Below are 15,373 nucleotides of genomic sequence, written 5' to 3' on the forward strand. Positions count from 1 at the left end.
TCTTTATAAATTTCCCTTATTATGAGGCACTTGCTATATAGGTAAACGTAAAGATTAACATCAGGTTAAAAAATTGAAGCTAACGCACACTCTATTTGGTTAAAAACTGGTTACAACAGAAGTGCTAATAAAATATTACGCACCTCAGTGCATCAAACTGATTAGAAAAAAGACAATAAAAAACGCCGCTGATATTTTCCTGTCAAAGGAAATATAAGCGGCGTTTTAGAACTTGAACTTTGCTGTCAGGTAACTCTAGTGAACAAGCGAATTAACCGAAGATCTTGCTCCAAATGCTTGGGTTACGCTTCTCGTGGTACTCTTCGCGAAGGCCATCAATAGTGCGCAGTTCTTGCTGTGCCGCTTCAAAGTCACCTTGGTCTAGCTTCTGTTCAATGCTATCAATTGAAGCACTGATTTTTTTGAAGCCTTCCATGAAGTTGTCTTCTTTTTCTACTGGGTAAACACCTGTTTTCAGTTCTGCCACTAACGTATCTAAACGAACGATAGGTTTCTGCATCTCTTCGATGTTTTGAGCTTCTGCCGCTTGTTTAAACGCAAGCTTCATTTCTTGCATGTTTTTCTTAAGGTCAACGTTAGCAAATGCGTTGCCAGACATTACTGCAGCAGCGATTAAGCCAGATAAAAGGATTGAGCGAGTTTTCATTGTTTCTCCAAGTGAAACTGTGACTTTGAAGATAGCGCCATCATGATTGTGGCACTTCGACTTTATTATTTTCGGCTAGTGTATACAAAAATCTGACAGGCACAAAAATTGATTGTGTCGAAATGCAAACTCACCGACATTCTCTTAAGCAAGAGCCGAGTATTCTGGGATGTCATTACGTCCACGCAACGCCAAAAATGCTAGGAATTGCTTTGGCGAATGGGTAATCACCTTACTCGAATCCACGCCCACCTCATCAAGCAGTGAAGACACAAGATCCAACCCGCCCACGTCCGCACAGAAATGTGCATCACTTCCAGTAGTTATGAATGCCCCTTTCGCCTTCGCTATTCTCGCGATCTCGAAACAACGATCGACACTTCCAACACGGCTATTGCCTTTTAATGTGGTGTTATTAATCTCAATTGCGACGTTATATTGAACTGCGCATTCAATCACAGCTTCAAAATCGAAATCAAAATTTGGGTTGCCTAAGTGGCCAAGTGCATCGATTCGACCGCCCTTAATCACATTCAACAACGCCTCTGTATGAGTTGCGACATCCGATGGACGAAATACTGGCTCGTGGAAGCTGGAAATCACCCAATCTAGGTTCTTATCCACGCTCGGATGAATATCGATTTCACCCTGTGTGTTCATGATGTTTGATTCCACGCCGCGGATGATAGCAACGTCTTCGATAAAACGAGGAAGCACGCGCTGGTTGCTGAAGAACCAATAATGTGGCGCGCCCGGCATCGACTCTGAATGGTCAGTAGTGCAAAACATGTCTAAGCCATTTTGTTTTGCCGACTTAGCATTCTCGATAAGCGTGCTGTAAGCATGACCACTTGCGTATGTATGGGTGTGAGTATCTACTTTGAGTTCCATGAAACAATGCCCTCTAGCTTGGTCTCTAAACGTTTTTCAAAAAGGTATCCCTGAACCGCCTTCTGAAAAGGAGTGCCTCGTGGCAACAATTTAACCAGTTTATCAGTTGAAAGTGACAATTAGCACCAAAACGTAAGGCTTTATTATTACTTCGTTTGCACCGCACGATAAAATTGATAGCTCGTCTCTCCTACACGAATTCCAAGCAAATCCGGTAATTGAGCCAATTTTTTGCAACCTACTCAAGTTCGTCAATACTTAAACCAGTTCACAAGTTGGAGTGTTTGATGAGACAAAGACGATATCCGCTGAGTATCCACATCACTAGCCTTTTCTTAATTTTGACCACCTTTGTCGGTGCGGTATTGATATCAATAAGCTATCGGCATTCTCAAGAGTTATTGTTAGGCACAGTGCGCGAGGTCAGTAATGAACATCGTGATAAGTTGGAATCGGTATTCAAACAAGCCATCGCCCCTGTCATCACCACCTTAAACGTAATGGCAGTCAGCCCTTTTGTGGCTCAACAAACCTCTTCGGTTGAAAAAGAGTCTTGGTTGGCTTCGGTTGATATCATCTTCAAACAAAATACTAACTTGGTCGCACTGTTCTATGGTTCAGAGGATGGTGAATTCAGAATTTTTCGCCCATTAAGCACCAACAAACAAAGAGCCGACAACAATGCTCCCGCCAAAGCGACCATGATGGTCAGCAGTACCAATCTAGATGGCGAAAACTTCATTACCTTTTTAGATGGTGCGCACCAAGTGATCAGCACCATGCAAGCCGAGAGCAAGTTCAATCCAACCACTCGACCTTGGTTTCGTAATGCAAAACCAGACGGCTCAATACAACTCTCTGAACCCTATCTGTTCTATTTCCTGCAAACCAACGGCATTACGCTATCTAGGCGCTCGGCAGACGGCAAGCATGTGGTAGGTGCCGACTTCACCTTAAAATCACTCTCGTCTCAAATCAGTGAACTCGCTTATTCCCCACAAACTCGACTGGCACTGTTCGATCAACACTTTAATCTTCTCGGTCAGCATCAACTTGATTTATCGGTATCTAACTTAAAACTACGTCCCGAAAATAAAGACAGCAATGATGGTCAAGGCGTAGGAAAGGTGTCGGGAAGTGAACAAGATCAAAGCTTTTTTAACGTGCCAAAACGAGAGCAAATAGAGGCGCTAAAATCCTCCGTTTTAGGACCACTAATCTCAGATGAAGAGAAGTTTAATCTCAACCTGAAAAACGTTGAGTACAACCTAAATACATGGGCACTAACCTTAACGCCTGTCGAACTGACTCAGAATGTGACTCTCTACTTAGCCGAAGCAACACCACACAATGAACTGCTCTCTGATCTTATCTCAATGCGTGACAAGCAAGTGGCCGTCGCAATTGGGATGTTGTTCATCTGTTTCGGCATAGTGTGGCTGGTTGCCAATCGCTTATCTAAACCGCTCAATACCTTGATGCAATTGACGGATAACATCGCTCGGTTTGATTTCAGACGAACCCATTATCCCAAGAGTATGATCAAAGAAGTAGCTAACCTCGCCCACTCGATTGAGCTAATGGAGCACACACTTCATGATTTGATAGCTCTACTTCGAGACACTGCGGGTAATCAGGAATTTTCGATTTTAGCCAAGAACATTGCACATCAAAGTTACTTGATCACCAAAGCAGAAACCATCGTGTTATTTACCCAATCCGAAGAAAAGGATGTGTTTGATACGGCAGCTAACCTTGCCATTTTGCCTTTCAAAGCCGACATCAATGACTTCATCAAGCATACCCCGTGGTTGCTGTGTCAGCTTAAGTCTGGGGAGACGATCCACCTTAATCGAGAAGATAACGTTCTTAACTATTATCAGGATTCTATCTTCAATTCAGACTTGTATCTGTTCCCGTTGTTAAACCGTGAAAAACTGTTGGTGGGCATTGTAGCGATTGGCTATGAAAGACCGATTACCAAGATGCAGGCAGACAAACACGCCTTTTTGCGTGAGCTGCTGAGCTTTGCCGAAATCGCTAAAGACAACATCGACCAAATGCAGCAACAAAAAGACATGCTCAACGCGTTTATTGAGTTGATTGCCTCTGCGATAGATACCAAGTCGCCATACACTGGCGGGCATTGCCAAAGAGTACCTGAACTTACCAAGTGGATAACCCAAGCAACGATTGATGATGACCGTTACTACCCTCAGTTTTCACTCGATAGTAAGCAGTGGGAAGAGTTGATGTTAGCCGCGTGGCTGCACGATTGTGGCAAGGTCACTACTCCAGAATATGTGGTAGATAAAGCGACCAAATTAGAAACGATTTATGACCGAATCCACGAAGTTCGCATGCGATTTGAGTTGATAAAACAACAAGCGGAAACCGACTATTGGAAAGCGATGGCGAACGGTGGACTTCAAGAGGAACAACTTAAATTACTCGAGCAAAGCCTGTCTGAGCTGGATGAAGAGTTTGCCTTCGTTGCACAGTGCAACCTCGGTGGCGAATCGATGACAGAAGAGCAACTCGAGCGCTTAGACCAAATCGCTCAACGCCAATGGAAGCGTACACTGGACGACCAACTCGGTTTATCTTGGTCTGAAAAAGAGAGATTCCGCACACAAAAAGACACGACAGAGAAAGGTCAAACTGAGCTAGCAAATACAGAGCAAGCTCTGCCGGTTATGGAGCCTCTACTTGCTGACAAACCCGAGCATAAAATACCTTGGGACAACGGTTTTAACCCGGCAGATGTGTGGCAAGAAGCGTTTGTGCTCAAACCCGGAGAGGTCAAATACAATCAAGGTGAACTGCACAATTTGAAAGTACATCGTGGTACGTTAAACGATGAAGAACGCTTTATGATCAACGACCATATTATTCAAACCTTCACCATGCTCAACAAACTCCCTTACCCTTCTTACCTCAAGAACATCCCGGATATCGCGAGCGGTCACCACGAACGCATTGATGGTAAAGGCTATCCAAGAGGCTTAAACGAAGACCAACTGCCTCTGCCGTCTAGAGCGATGGCGATTGCAGATGTGTTTGAAGCGCTCACGTCCAGTGATCGCCCATACAAAAAAGGCAAGCTACTCAGTGAATCACTCAACATCATGACCGACATGGCCACCAGTGGTCATATCGATCCAAAACTGTATCTACTGTTCTTAGAAAACAAAATCTATGACAAATACGCTGAGCGATTCCTTGAAGCAAACCAACGCTGTGAGATTGATCAGAACCAGCATATTGAACGAGTAAAAGAGTACATACGCTCTTTATTCTAGATTTTAGGCTTAAGGTTCTATGTTCTTTGTTCTTTGTTCTTTGTTCTAGTTTTTAGGTCATAAGCTCAACGTTTAGCTTTTCGCGGCAGAATCCAACGCTGCAGCGTTCGCTACCGTCATTGCAGCTCGCGGTGCCTGCTTGGCTTTCGCTCTGCTGTGTCTTTTGGCCAATAACGTATTGCTAATGCTCGCAACCACAATGAGGTTAATGCCAATCATCTGTTGAGTAGAAAACACGTCATCAAAGAACAAGCCCTGCCATAATGCGCTAAACAGCATGTTAGTAAAAATTAACGGAGCCAATTGAGATCCACTGTCTGCCAACTTGTACGCTTTCGAACGGAAAATCTGCGTATTGATGGTGAATAGCGCCAACCCAAGTGCGCCAAGCCCTATCCAGCGTAAGTCATCAAAAGACCACAACGCCGATATGTTACCTGTGCTTTCAATTACCTCAGGAGCCGCTGATATTGAAGTAAACACAACCATAGGAATTACTATGATTGCCGCGACTAAAAACGTCCACGCGTTTAGCTCTGCTGGCGAAAGGCTTGTCTTGGATGCTCGATATAAGCTGACTTGTGAGCCTGAATTAAACATGCCCGCCATTAAACCCAGCAACAGCGCAGGTCTAAAAAACTCTGATCCAAATTCAAACTGCGACCAATCCCCTGCCATCAGCACTACGCCAACAAAGGTTATCACCAAACAAACGATGGTCGTTGTATGAATCTTAGTTCCGAATATTAATTTTTCTAACAACGGTATAAACAAAGGCCCTGTACTGAATAACACCACACCCTCAACCAAGGTTAAGGTTTGCAATGACGTGAGGAAACACCACTGACACGCCACCATAAAGATTGCACGCATCACCAACGGCTTCCACATATCTCCCGATGGTTTGGTCACTTTGTAAAACATCAAGAATAAGAATAAAAACAGACTGGGTAGGAAAAAGCGCACAAAACTCAACAACGAGATGGGCATCGCTTCAGATAGATACTTGGCCATTAGGCCACTTAAAGACAAACTGAACGTCGACAACAACATGAAAGTCGTTGCCTTGGTAATATCAGACATAATTATCACCTCCTATGACACCTATTTTAGAGACGTGACGTGATGAAAAATAGCGAGTAATATTAACCATAACTGTAAGGAAAACTTACCAATGAAGAAACTCGTTCCGCTTAAATCCGTTTATGCTTTCATTGCTGTGGCTGAAACTGGCAGTATGACCGACGCCGCTCGGGTGCTGTATGTCAGCCACTCTGCGGTAAGCCAAGCTATCAAGTCATTGGAGCAACTGGTCAACAAACCGCTGTTTCAACGTGTAGGTCGCCGTGTTGTGCTTAATGCCGCAGGTAAGCGATATTATCGAAAGGTCGCGCCAGCACTCGAACAGGTAATTGAAGCCACTGAAGAACTGGCAAAAACACCTAACGATCACCGTATTACACTCAACATGGTGAACTCACTCGCGATGCACTGGTGGATTCCCCGAGTCCCCGATTTCCAAGCTTTTGCTCCCTCACTCGATATTCGTATTTCCACCTTGACCGGCCCTTTTGATATCGAGCAGGAAGGTGTCGATATTGCCCTTGTTCACGGCAAACCGAACGAATGGGATCAGTATTACAGCGAAAAACTCGGCGATGATGATCTGGTTTTAGTCTGCAGCCCCGCACTATTGAAAAACCAAATGGGATTAAGCGTTGAACAACTCGTGAAACAAAACCCGACCATTGGTGTCTTTAACCCTAGGCGAAAGCATGACTGGCAAGTGTGGTGCGATCATTACCAAATCCCTATGCCCAACTTCCACAGTAACTTGACGTTCGATGTTTCGATTCAAGCTGTGCAAGGTGCGATTCGGTCACTTGGTGTATTAGTCACTCACCGCTTGTTTGTGAAAGATGACATTAGCCACGGCATGCTGGTAGAGCTTGGCGATCCAGTGGCTAATCCACACCAAGATTTCTATTTTGTTTGTCCAAAAAACAAATTAAAACAAGAAAGTGTGCTAAAACTGAGAACATGGTTGAGACATGAATTCACACGCTCAGAGACAAAACTCAGCGGTGGTATGCAAGAATAAAAATGTTCCACTCAACAATACAACTAGCAGTAAATAAACTAATAACTAAGTATCTAACTTACCGAGGCCATTATGATTATTACCACTACACAATCTGTCGAAGGCAAACGCATTGTCGATTACAAAGGGGTTATTGCCGGAGAAGCGATCCTAGGGGTGAACGTATTCAAAGATATGTTTTCGGGTATTCGTGACTTTGTTGGTGGGCGTTCTGGCACTTACGAAAAAGAACTGGAAAAAGCACGTAACTACGCATTCAAAGAGCTAGAACAGAAAGCCATTGAAGCAGGTGCAAACGCAGTAGTTGGTGTCGATATTGATTACGAAGTACTTGGCACAGGTAATGGCATGCTGATGGTTTCAGCAAGTGGCACAGCAGTGGTTGTGGCTTAGTTGAATCACTCGCTAAATCGTGTGATTACCTAGAAAAAACGCCCCTTAGCTAAATCACTAGCTAAGGGGCGTTATTGTATTCGGTGGACAACTTAGGCTTGAATATCTTTAACTTGCACGATCTGCTTGCTCAGAAATCATGTCATCAAACGATGCCATTCGAGCCAAAAACTCTTTCCTATCTTTAGGCATAATCGAGCTTGCCATCGGTAAGTTAGCCTTCATCGCATCGACAGCTCGACCACGAACCAAGACTTCAAAGTGCAAATGAGGACCGGTGATACGGCCAGTTGCACCCGATAATGCGATTTTCTGACCTCGCTTAATTTGCTGACCTTTCTTAACGAGGAAGCGGCTCAAGTGAAGATAACGTGTCGTGTATACGCTGTTATGTTCAATCACCAAATATTTCCCGGCATAAGGGTGGTCACGAAGCGCTACAACACGGCCATCACCCGTTGAGTATACGGGTGCGCCCACAGGCGTCGCAAAGTCAGTACCATTGTGCGGCGAGATTCGCCCTGTCACTGGGTGTCTTCGTTTAGGGTTAAACGATGAGGTAATTCTTCGGAACTTTCTGTCTACAGGGTATCTATCGAACGCTTGCTCTAGGCTATTACCCTCTCTGTCGTAGAAGAGGCCATCAGGTGCCAAAAACGCCGCCACTTCTCGGTTTCTCAATTGAATAGAGATGCCTTGAATTTCTGTTTTGCCCGTTAAGTGATCATTCGTGTACTGCTCTTTAACCAGTACATTGAAGTTATCACCTGCTCTTAGCTCACGAGCAAAGTTAACTTTATCTTTCAACGTGCGAGTAATATTGGCTATCTGAGCTGTCGTAAGCCCTGCTTTGTATGCAGATGTTGAAAAGCTACCATGCACACTGCCCGCATAGAGTTTTTCCTTCCATTCACCCGGTATCTCATGGAACTGATAGCTGAAGCTTCCATCATCATTTCGAGTAAAGGCAGCCTGCTCAACCAGACTTTCGTGGAAGATCAATTCAACAAGCTGTTTAGAATTACCATCGACAAGCAGCTCTAAGTGGTCACCAGGTTTTATTGTATCGAGTTTCAAAGATTCAAGATCGGCTTCCATGACCTTATGAACTGTTTCATAAGGCAGATTCCACGACTCAAATATATTACTGAGGGTATCCCCAACCTTCACAAAGTAGTGAATTTTGATCATTGGGTTCGAATTGGTTTGTGGGGGCGCCTGTTCCTCACCGTCCGTGTTCAGTTCTTGATAAGGCGTGACTTTTATTACAATTTCTTTTTCTGGTTCAGGATGAAAAGAGAGTAAAGCGGCAAGTGAAAATGCACTGATAGCAACAACAATCAGGCTAATACGGAGGTACTTCATAAATACTTAACGGTTATAACAAGGAACTTAGAAAGTGTTATAACATAACAATCATCTCAACAAAACAAACGAAATGTAAGAAACCGTTCCGTATAAAGCATAAAAGTATGGTGGGCTTAAGAAACCCACCATATCATAAAACATTTATTCTTCGCGAAGCGCCTCAAAGCGCTCTAGGCCACGTAACATCTCAAAGTCAGGTTCATCGGCTAATAGCTCTCGCATTGAACCACTGGCTTCGATAGAGCGCTCTAAGTCGTCTATCGCCTGACCTTCAGCACCTAGCCTTGCATATGCACAAGCTCGTTGATACAAAGCGTGGGCGTTCTGGTCATCTACCTCTAACACACGGTTACATAAGCTCATCGCCCAGTGGTATTCCTGCATGTCCATGGCTGCATCAGCTTTGTATGTAAGTGCTTCCAAATCACCCGGACGAACTTTTAAAATCTCATCGTAGATTTCAATCTTTTGTTCTGCGGTTTGAGCATTTTGAGCTCTCAACCACAAGTTGTGAATCTCATTGATGATTTCAATTTCTCGGTTGTTCTCTGAAATGATTCTGGTTTTACGTTTAAGGTCCCTCTCTAGAACGTTAAACTTCTTCTCATAGTCCTGGGCAATGTCGTTGAGTCGTCGATCTGCCATCTCTTTAGTGGTGTGTTTCAACTCTTTGAGTGATTGCCAACCCACCAAGGCAATAAGAGAAGCAACACCAGCAATGATGTAGAAGAAATACGTCACGGTAACATTGGCGTAGTTCAGCGATTTGTCCGCTACTGCCAATTCACGATCGGTCATCTGAATAGTAAGACGTCTTTCAAGATCCTGCTGTTCCATTCGCAGTTGCTTCAATTCATCCAAGATATAGCGTTCCATCAGCGGTCTATCCAAATACTCCTGTTCAGAGTACTTATCCTCTTCGCTTGCAAAACTCATCGAGCTGAACACCGAGATAACTGCAATCAATAAGATTCGAAGCATTATACATTCCTTATATATTTACTTTTAAGCTAACTGTATCTCGTAATAGGCATACAAGCTAGGAAGTCGACAAGTTTGCTTTGTCCGTATTGGAATTAACACTCTAAAACATCATTGATAATTATAAAACACCTGAAGCAACATCATTAATTTCTAAATTATCAAAATACCGAGTAATACTGTTCTATATAATTAATTCGCGATGCGAATATAGCGAAATTTGATTTATTGCATTGAGTTGAATCTTATATTAATAACGATCAGAGCGAGGTTAATTTGAATAATCCACGATACGATTTGGCAAGCCGTGTACTGCACTGGGTAATGGCTTCCGTCATCATCTATGCAACCGTTGCTGGGTATGTGATGCACTACGTCACCAATCATCCAGAGCTGTTTTCTTTCCTGTCGATACTCAATATGTCATTGGCGACGGTTGCAACGCCACTGCTCGTGGTCCGTTATATCTGGAGTCACTTTCGGTCTTCGCCAGCTATGCCTATCTCAATACCAGAAGGACAGAAATGCATCGCTAAGCTTGCACACTCTTTGATGTACTTAGTCATGTTCATGGTGTTCAGTACCGGTTATTTGATGCTAAAAGAACCTTATTCGTTATTTTGGCTAGCCACCGTCGATAATCTAATTACCGATCCTGCAATCAATGGCTTCTTCTTCTATTTACACCGTGCCAGTTGTATTGCCCTAGCCTGTTTAATTGTTCTTCATATTAGCGCTGCACTGAAGCACCACTTTATTTCTAAGAACTATGTATTGAAGATGATGCTCTAGCTTTAAACCCTCTCATTAAAGCTTAATTCTTAACGATCGAGTTTCCTACACACAAAAAAAAGCCATAGCTCGGTAGCCTATGGCTTTCTTCTTTTAATGTGGTTACTTGCTGTGAGTATCTATCATCACTTGCCAATATTCGCATTTGGCTAAGAACTCTTTTAAGTAAAGCTCTGGGTTAGCAAGCTTCTCACCGCCTTTCACATCAGCGCCAGTCACTCGCCAAAAGCCACGAGTCACAAGATTTCTGTGGTAGATAAAGTCGTTAAGTTCGTTTGTTTTTAACGGAAGCTGTTCACCAAAGGTTTGTTCGTACAAGCTCAACGTCGCAGCTTGCTCACTTGGTTTCTCTCTTAGAAAGGTATCCAAGTCCAAATCCAGTGGCAGCTGTGCTTCTTTCGGTAACGCTTTAACCAATTTAGAGATAACACTGAACAGAGCCAACTCAACTTTTTGAGACGCTAATAACGATGCACCTAAAAGCGCATGTTCATTGGAAATGTGTTGCTCTGTTGATGAAATGGTTGCTGTTGTCACTGTGTTAACCTCAAATAATCATAACGGGTGTTACTGAACTGGATAGAGTCTTTCAATTAAGCTGAATCTTATTCTTGTCATTAAGAAGAATCTTCAAGCTAAGCAGAGTCTTTCAACTAAGCAGAATCTTTTAGTAGAACGCGGTCAGCATCAATAATGGTGAAGCCTGATGCGTCTTCATTCTTTTCGACTTGCACTAAACCTTTAAAACCAATTTGCGATAATTTCTTCGCAAGCTGATCTGGTGCGGTTTCGAACACAACGTTCATAAAAGGCAAAGACTCAGCATCAACAAAACCATGCTCGTTAAACAGCTCCATTGCTTGAGATAAATGGTCTGAGTCGGTTAATTCAATAATTTCTACAACTTCTTCCAACAACATTTTCGATTCCATATTCGCCAGAAAGTGACTGACACAAGCCGGTGATTTTTGCTTGCATACATCCCGATGCCCGTAGACACCCCTTTAGTAGTAGGGAGATCATAACATATTAATAATCGTAAAATATGTTTTATTTTCCCTAAGCTACTGGGAATACTAGAAAAGAATAGAAATTGGTGAAACATAAGTAACACCAATCCATAGTATCGATAACGGTAGACCTGACTTGAGGTAATCAGGCAACCGTTACTTGAGAGTCGCTCGTTTCCACAATCGATTCCTTCAACAAGCCGGCATAAATGCCATTGTGTGCAACCAACTGTTGATGATTACCTTGTTCAACAATTTCACCCTTTTCCAACACCAAAATAATGTCAGAGTGGCGAACAGTGCTTAGGCGGTGGGCAATTGCGATCACGGTTTTTTCCTTGAACAGACGCTGCATGGCTTTTTGAATCAAGTCTTCGGTGATGGAATCTACCGAACTGGTTGCCTCATCAAGCATCATCAGTTGTCCGCCTTGAGCAACCGCTCGTGCAAAGGAAATAAGCTGCGTTTGCCCTACGGATAGGTTGGCTCCGTTCTTCTCTAGACGGAAATCATAGCCTTGTGGCAATTGCTCGATAAACTTATCCGCATAAACATAACGGGCAGCTTGCTCAACCTCAGTTCTTGACAGGTGTTCCTTACCCAGCGCGATATTGAACTGAATCGTCTCTTCAAATAAATGCACATCCTGCATCATCATCGAGAACAAGTGAGCAGAGTCTTCGCTTGAGATCTGCGATAACTCAACACCATTAAGCAGAATGCTGCCTTCGTAGTCTTGATAAGTTTTAGATATCAAACGCAGAATCGTCGATTTGCCAGAACCCGTCGAACCTACAAGCGCGATTTGATGCCCTTTCTCCAATACAAACGAGACATTCTTTAGAACGTACGGAGCGTCGTCTTTGTAGCGGAAGCTCACATTCTTAAACTCAAGGCTCACAAACTGTTCGAGCTGTTTTTCAACCTTGTTAGATGGCAGTAAGTTGCGACCTTCTTCTTCCGTCGGCTCAACAAACAGCTCTTCGATGTGGTCGAACGCAGCAAATGAGCTCTGAATCGAAGCAATCTGCGAGGTGAAGTCGCGAATCGGTACAAATACCTTTTCTAACGTGTTGATGAACGCAATCAGCACACCCAAGGTGAGTGCCCCTTCGATCACTTGTCCAGAACCGTACCAAATCATGATCGCGATAGTGATTGAGGTAATGCCAGAGATAAACGAAAACAGAATCGCATCGTATTTATTGATCTTTTTCTGTGCTTTCAAAAACTCATCGGTATAGCCTTGGTAACGCTGCTCGACTTGCTCTTCCGCTCGGTACATCTGAACCGTTTTCATTCCAAACAAGACTTCTTGTAGAAAGCCAATACCGCGAGCAAGTGAAGAACGCGTGACTTTATACAGAGCACGAAGTCGGTTTCGCACGTACACGGTTAAGTACATCACTGGCGGCATGATGATCAATACAATCAACGTCAGCTGCCAATCAATGAAGAACATCATCACCAACAAAGCAATGGTGTTGATACTGTCTTTCACCAAACCGACAACCGATTGAACAAAGGTCTCGCCGATGGTCTCTAAATCACTCGTCAGGCGCGAAAGCGTGACACCTATTGGCGTATTGTCAAAATAGCTACGCGGCAGTTTAAGCACGCGAGCAAACAACACAGAGCGCATGTCAGTTATCGTGTATTGACCTGTTTTACGCAGATTATACGAATAGGTGGTATCCACCACGTAGCTTGCCACCAGCACGGCAACCAAGTAGAAAACGTACTCGAGCAACCCATCCATATCACCATGGCTTAGATGAACGTCGATCACTTGAATGATCAACCAAGGAAACAACAAGCTCGTGATGACCGATAGCGGAAGCATCGCAATACCCAGAATGGCAGAGCCTTTGTATTTCTTAGCAAACTGAAAGAAATGCCTTAGATACTTGAGATCAACACCCTTTAACATGCTGTAGCCTCCGTTTCATTCTGCTGTAGCTGCCATGTCTCATAGTAGTAAGGACAGGTTTTGAGTAGCGTGGCATGGTCGCCCTTGGCAATTACCTTACCTTCATTCAACACAATAATTTCATCCATATATTCAAGGGCATTGACGCGATGTGACACTACCAGAACCGACTGATTTTCCAGTCGCTTAAACAAGCCTTCTAAGATCTTTCTTTCTGTCTCATAGTCGACCGCAGACAGCACATTATCCATGATGATTAAGTCGGTCGGCTGCAACAGAGCACGTGCAATACTGAGACGCTGCTTCTGACCACCAGACAACATGATCCCCTTCTCACCGACCATGGTTTGGTCGCCATGTTCAAAGCGAGTCACGTCACTGGCCAATTGGCTGAGCTCTAATACTTCATCAACCTGACTCTTGGCCAAATCGGTATCCAAGCTACCGAAGCGGATATTATCTTCGACTGTCGCTGAGAACAGGTAAGGGTCTTGAGTCACGGTTTTCACATAACGACGTAAATCGCTGCGCGAGAAACTAGTGACATCTTTTTCACCAAGGAAAACGGAACCTTCAGGCACATTTAAATGATGATTCAAACAGTTCACTAATGTCGTTTTGCCCGCACCGATTCCGCCTAACACACCCACTTTCTTACCCGCTGGAATGTCAAAGCTGATGTCATCAAGGATCAAGCGTTCTTCAGCGGCGTAACTAAAGCTAAGGTTACGAACAGAAAACGTTTTTCCCTTCAGCGATTCAACATCTAACTCAGAGAGCTTTTCTTCATCTAGCTCTGGTACTTTGGCGTTAAGAATGGTTTGCGCGCTCTGAATTCCGACCATGCCACGCTGGTAAATCGTCGCGATTCGACCAAGTTGCATCAACGGCATTGCAAGCAAAACCGAGTAAGTTAGGAAAGCGGTTATCTCACCCAGTGTGAGTTCCTGTCTCATCAACATGAAACCACCCAGACCAAGAATAATAATTTTCATCAGGTCATTGGCGTAATCGAGCACCGGCATGAAGAAGACTTGAATACGAGTGATCTTAAGGCGGCATTCAAGCAACAGTTGATTGAGCTTTTCGGTTTCCGCCTTCACCCAAGGTGACATCTGTTGGCTCTTGATCAGATCAATCCCAGATAAGTAACTCATTAACTGAGCAGACAGGTTTTGCAGGCGCTTCATGTGCTCTAAGTGCAATGTTTTCATACGCTTGAAGCCCACTCGGAAAATCACAAAAGCGATTGAGATAGGAATAATCGAGTAAAGCGTTAATTCTGGTGAGATACGCCACATATAAAGAGGCGTCAGCGACAAAGCAAGCAACGCATTGAAGAACTGTAAGAAGCCTACGCCGAACATCAAACGGATCCCACTAAGGTCATTATTAATGATTGAAATCAAACGACCTGAAGCGAAGCGTTCATGAAAGCTACTTGGTAAACGATTCAGCTTTTGTAGCAGTGTGCTTTTGAGCGCTGCCTCTGTGATTCGCCCAGGGTTTAACGCATAGATCCGTGACAGGATCCGCACAACAACCATTGCGACCGACATACCCACAACAATCCAAACATAGGTTTGAAGCTGCTGGTGACCTGTTGACGAGGCATCATCAATTAAATCTATCGCCAATTGAATATAACGAGGGATCTCTACTTGTAACCAGTTAACGAGAAAAATGAACACAATCGCCAACAAATAAGAGGTGCGATTCATGCGCAAGTAATGAGCAATAAACTGTCTTTTAGTCATAGTATTCTTTGTTTAGGGCAGGCACACGGCGATGTGATGGTGTTATCCGGCAAGATGGAACATCGCAGAGGTAAAGATACATCAAAAACACATAGTTGACAATGTCAACCATGTTTAATTGTTCGATATCGGTGTTATATTTTAGCGCCACAAGAAACAACTTTGCCGCCCTAATGGCGGC

13 protein-coding genes are annotated in these 15,373 nt (G+C 43.7%); 4 read left to right on the top strand and 9 right to left on the bottom strand.

Annotated features, from left to right (window positions below; all coding sequences use genetic code 11):
• Positions 1-271: 271 nt before the first annotated feature.
• Both L1D37_RS02390 and L1D37_RS02395 read right to left on the bottom strand, forming a co-directional pair.
• Positions 272-667, bottom strand: a complete 396-nt coding sequence (locus tag L1D37_RS02390; protein ID WP_132815909.1) for a cytochrome b562 — start codon at positions 665-667, stop codon at positions 272-274.
• 144 nt (positions 668-811) lie between these two features.
• The gene (locus L1D37_RS02395) at positions 812-1,558 is read right to left on the bottom strand and encodes a phosphatase (RefSeq protein WP_239846739.1); all 747 of its coding nucleotides are present in this window, start codon (positions 1,556-1,558) and stop codon (positions 812-814) included.
• Between the two features lie 287 nt (positions 1,559-1,845).
• On the opposite strand from L1D37_RS02395, the gene L1D37_RS02400 reads away from it, so the two are divergent.
• Positions 1,846-4,860: an HD domain-containing phosphohydrolase gene (locus tag L1D37_RS02400; RefSeq protein WP_239846740.1), complete on the top strand. Its 3,015-nt coding sequence runs from the start codon at positions 1,846-1,848 to the stop codon at positions 4,858-4,860.
• Between the two features lie 72 nt (positions 4,861-4,932).
• Here L1D37_RS02400 and L1D37_RS02405 read toward each other — a convergent pair whose 3' ends face one another.
• Entirely contained in the window at positions 4,933-5,943 is a 1,011-nt protein-coding gene (locus L1D37_RS02405; RefSeq protein ID WP_239846741.1) for a DMT family transporter, read from the bottom strand.
• Between the two features lie 91 nt (positions 5,944-6,034).
• On the opposite strand from L1D37_RS02405, the gene L1D37_RS02410 reads away from it, so the two are divergent.
• Both L1D37_RS02410 and L1D37_RS02415 read left to right on the top strand, forming a co-directional pair.
• A complete protein-coding gene (locus tag L1D37_RS02410) occupies positions 6,035-6,961 on the top strand; it encodes a LysR substrate-binding domain-containing protein (protein WP_239846742.1) in 927 nt (308 codons plus the stop codon).
• Between the two features lie 72 nt (positions 6,962-7,033).
• Positions 7,034-7,354 (top strand): heavy metal-binding domain-containing protein, encoded by a 321-nt coding sequence (locus tag L1D37_RS02415; RefSeq protein WP_004730185.1) that lies wholly within the window; start codon positions 7,034-7,036, stop codon positions 7,352-7,354.
• A gap of 108 nt (positions 7,355-7,462) precedes the next feature.
• Here the strand turns inward: L1D37_RS02415 and L1D37_RS02420 are convergent, their stop codons facing one another.
• Positions 7,463-8,719, bottom strand: a complete 1,257-nt coding sequence (locus L1D37_RS02420; RefSeq protein WP_176679916.1) for a peptidoglycan DD-metalloendopeptidase family protein — start codon at positions 8,717-8,719, stop codon at positions 7,463-7,465.
• Positions 8,720-8,863: 144 nt separating this feature from the next.
• A complete protein-coding gene (locus L1D37_RS02425) occupies positions 8,864-9,703 on the bottom strand; it encodes an alkyl sulfatase dimerization domain-containing protein (RefSeq protein WP_176679917.1) in 840 nt (279 codons plus the stop codon).
• A 276-nt stretch (positions 9,704-9,979) separates the two neighbouring features.
• Between L1D37_RS02425 and L1D37_RS02430 the strand changes: the two genes are divergently transcribed.
• Positions 9,980-10,495 carry a cytochrome b/b6 domain-containing protein gene (locus tag L1D37_RS02430; RefSeq protein WP_275665428.1) on the top strand — a complete coding sequence of 172 codons (516 nt, stop codon included), beginning with the start codon at positions 9,980-9,982 and terminating at the stop codon, positions 10,493-10,495.
• Between the two features lie 102 nt (positions 10,496-10,597).
• Here the strand turns inward: L1D37_RS02430 and L1D37_RS02435 are convergent, their stop codons facing one another.
• The 4 genes from L1D37_RS02435 to L1D37_RS02450 form a co-directional block, all read right to left on the bottom strand.
• Complete coding sequence (locus L1D37_RS02435; RefSeq protein WP_239846743.1) at positions 10,598-11,032, bottom strand: hypothetical protein; 435 nt, start codon at positions 11,030-11,032, stop codon at positions 10,598-10,600.
• 116 nt (positions 11,033-11,148) lie between these two features.
• Positions 11,149-11,415, bottom strand: a complete 267-nt coding sequence (locus tag L1D37_RS02440) for a hypothetical protein (protein ID WP_017059525.1) — start codon at positions 11,413-11,415, stop codon at positions 11,149-11,151.
• Between the two features lie 235 nt (positions 11,416-11,650).
• The gene (locus L1D37_RS02445) at positions 11,651-13,435 is read right to left on the bottom strand and encodes an ABC transporter ATP-binding protein (RefSeq protein WP_239846744.1); all 1,785 of its coding nucleotides are present in this window, start codon (positions 13,433-13,435) and stop codon (positions 11,651-11,653) included.
• On the bottom strand, positions 13,429-15,192 hold the full coding sequence (locus L1D37_RS02450; RefSeq protein ID WP_239846745.1) for an ABC transporter ATP-binding protein: 1,764 nt from the start codon (positions 15,190-15,192) through the stop codon (positions 13,429-13,431). Before L1D37_RS02450 ends, L1D37_RS02445 begins: the two co-directional genes overlap by 7 nt.
• Positions 15,193-15,373: the final 181 nt, after the last annotated feature.

Source organism: Vibrio sp. Isolate33, from assembly GCF_022397895.1.
Taxonomy (GTDB): domain Bacteria; phylum Pseudomonadota; class Gammaproteobacteria; order Enterobacterales; family Vibrionaceae; genus Vibrio; species Vibrio pomeroyi.

Coding starts and splice junctions, on each gene's coding strand:
- L1D37_RS02395 (WP_239846739.1), bottom strand. CDS start 1,558: ATGGAACTCAAAGTAGATACTCACACCCATACATACGCAAGTGGTCAT.
- L1D37_RS02415 (WP_004730185.1), top strand. CDS start 7,034: ATGATTATTACCACTACACAATCTGTCGAAGGCAAACGCATTGTCGAT.
- L1D37_RS02450 (WP_239846745.1), bottom strand. CDS start 15,192: ATGACTAAAAGACAGTTTATTGCTCATTACTTGCGCATGAATCGCACC.
- L1D37_RS02405 (WP_239846741.1), bottom strand. CDS start 5,943: ATGTCTGATATTACCAAGGCAACGACTTTCATGTTGTTGTCGACGTTC.
- L1D37_RS02410 (WP_239846742.1), top strand. CDS start 6,035: ATGAAGAAACTCGTTCCGCTTAAATCCGTTTATGCTTTCATTGCTGTG.
- L1D37_RS02420 (WP_176679916.1), bottom strand. CDS start 8,719: ATGAAGTACCTCCGTATTAGCCTGATTGTTGTTGCTATCAGTGCATTT.
- L1D37_RS02390 (WP_132815909.1), bottom strand. CDS start 667: ATGAAAACTCGCTCAATCCTTTTATCTGGCTTAATCGCTGCTGCAGTA.
- L1D37_RS02445 (WP_239846744.1), bottom strand. CDS start 13,435: ATGTTAAAGGGTGTTGATCTCAAGTATCTAAGGCATTTCTTTCAGTTT.
- L1D37_RS02400 (WP_239846740.1), top strand. CDS start 1,846: ATGAGACAAAGACGATATCCGCTGAGTATCCACATCACTAGCCTTTTC.
- L1D37_RS02440 (WP_017059525.1), bottom strand. CDS start 11,415: ATGTTGTTGGAAGAAGTTGTAGAAATTATTGAATTAACCGACTCAGAC.
- L1D37_RS02425 (WP_176679917.1), bottom strand. CDS start 9,703: ATGCTTCGAATCTTATTGATTGCAGTTATCTCGGTGTTCAGCTCGATG.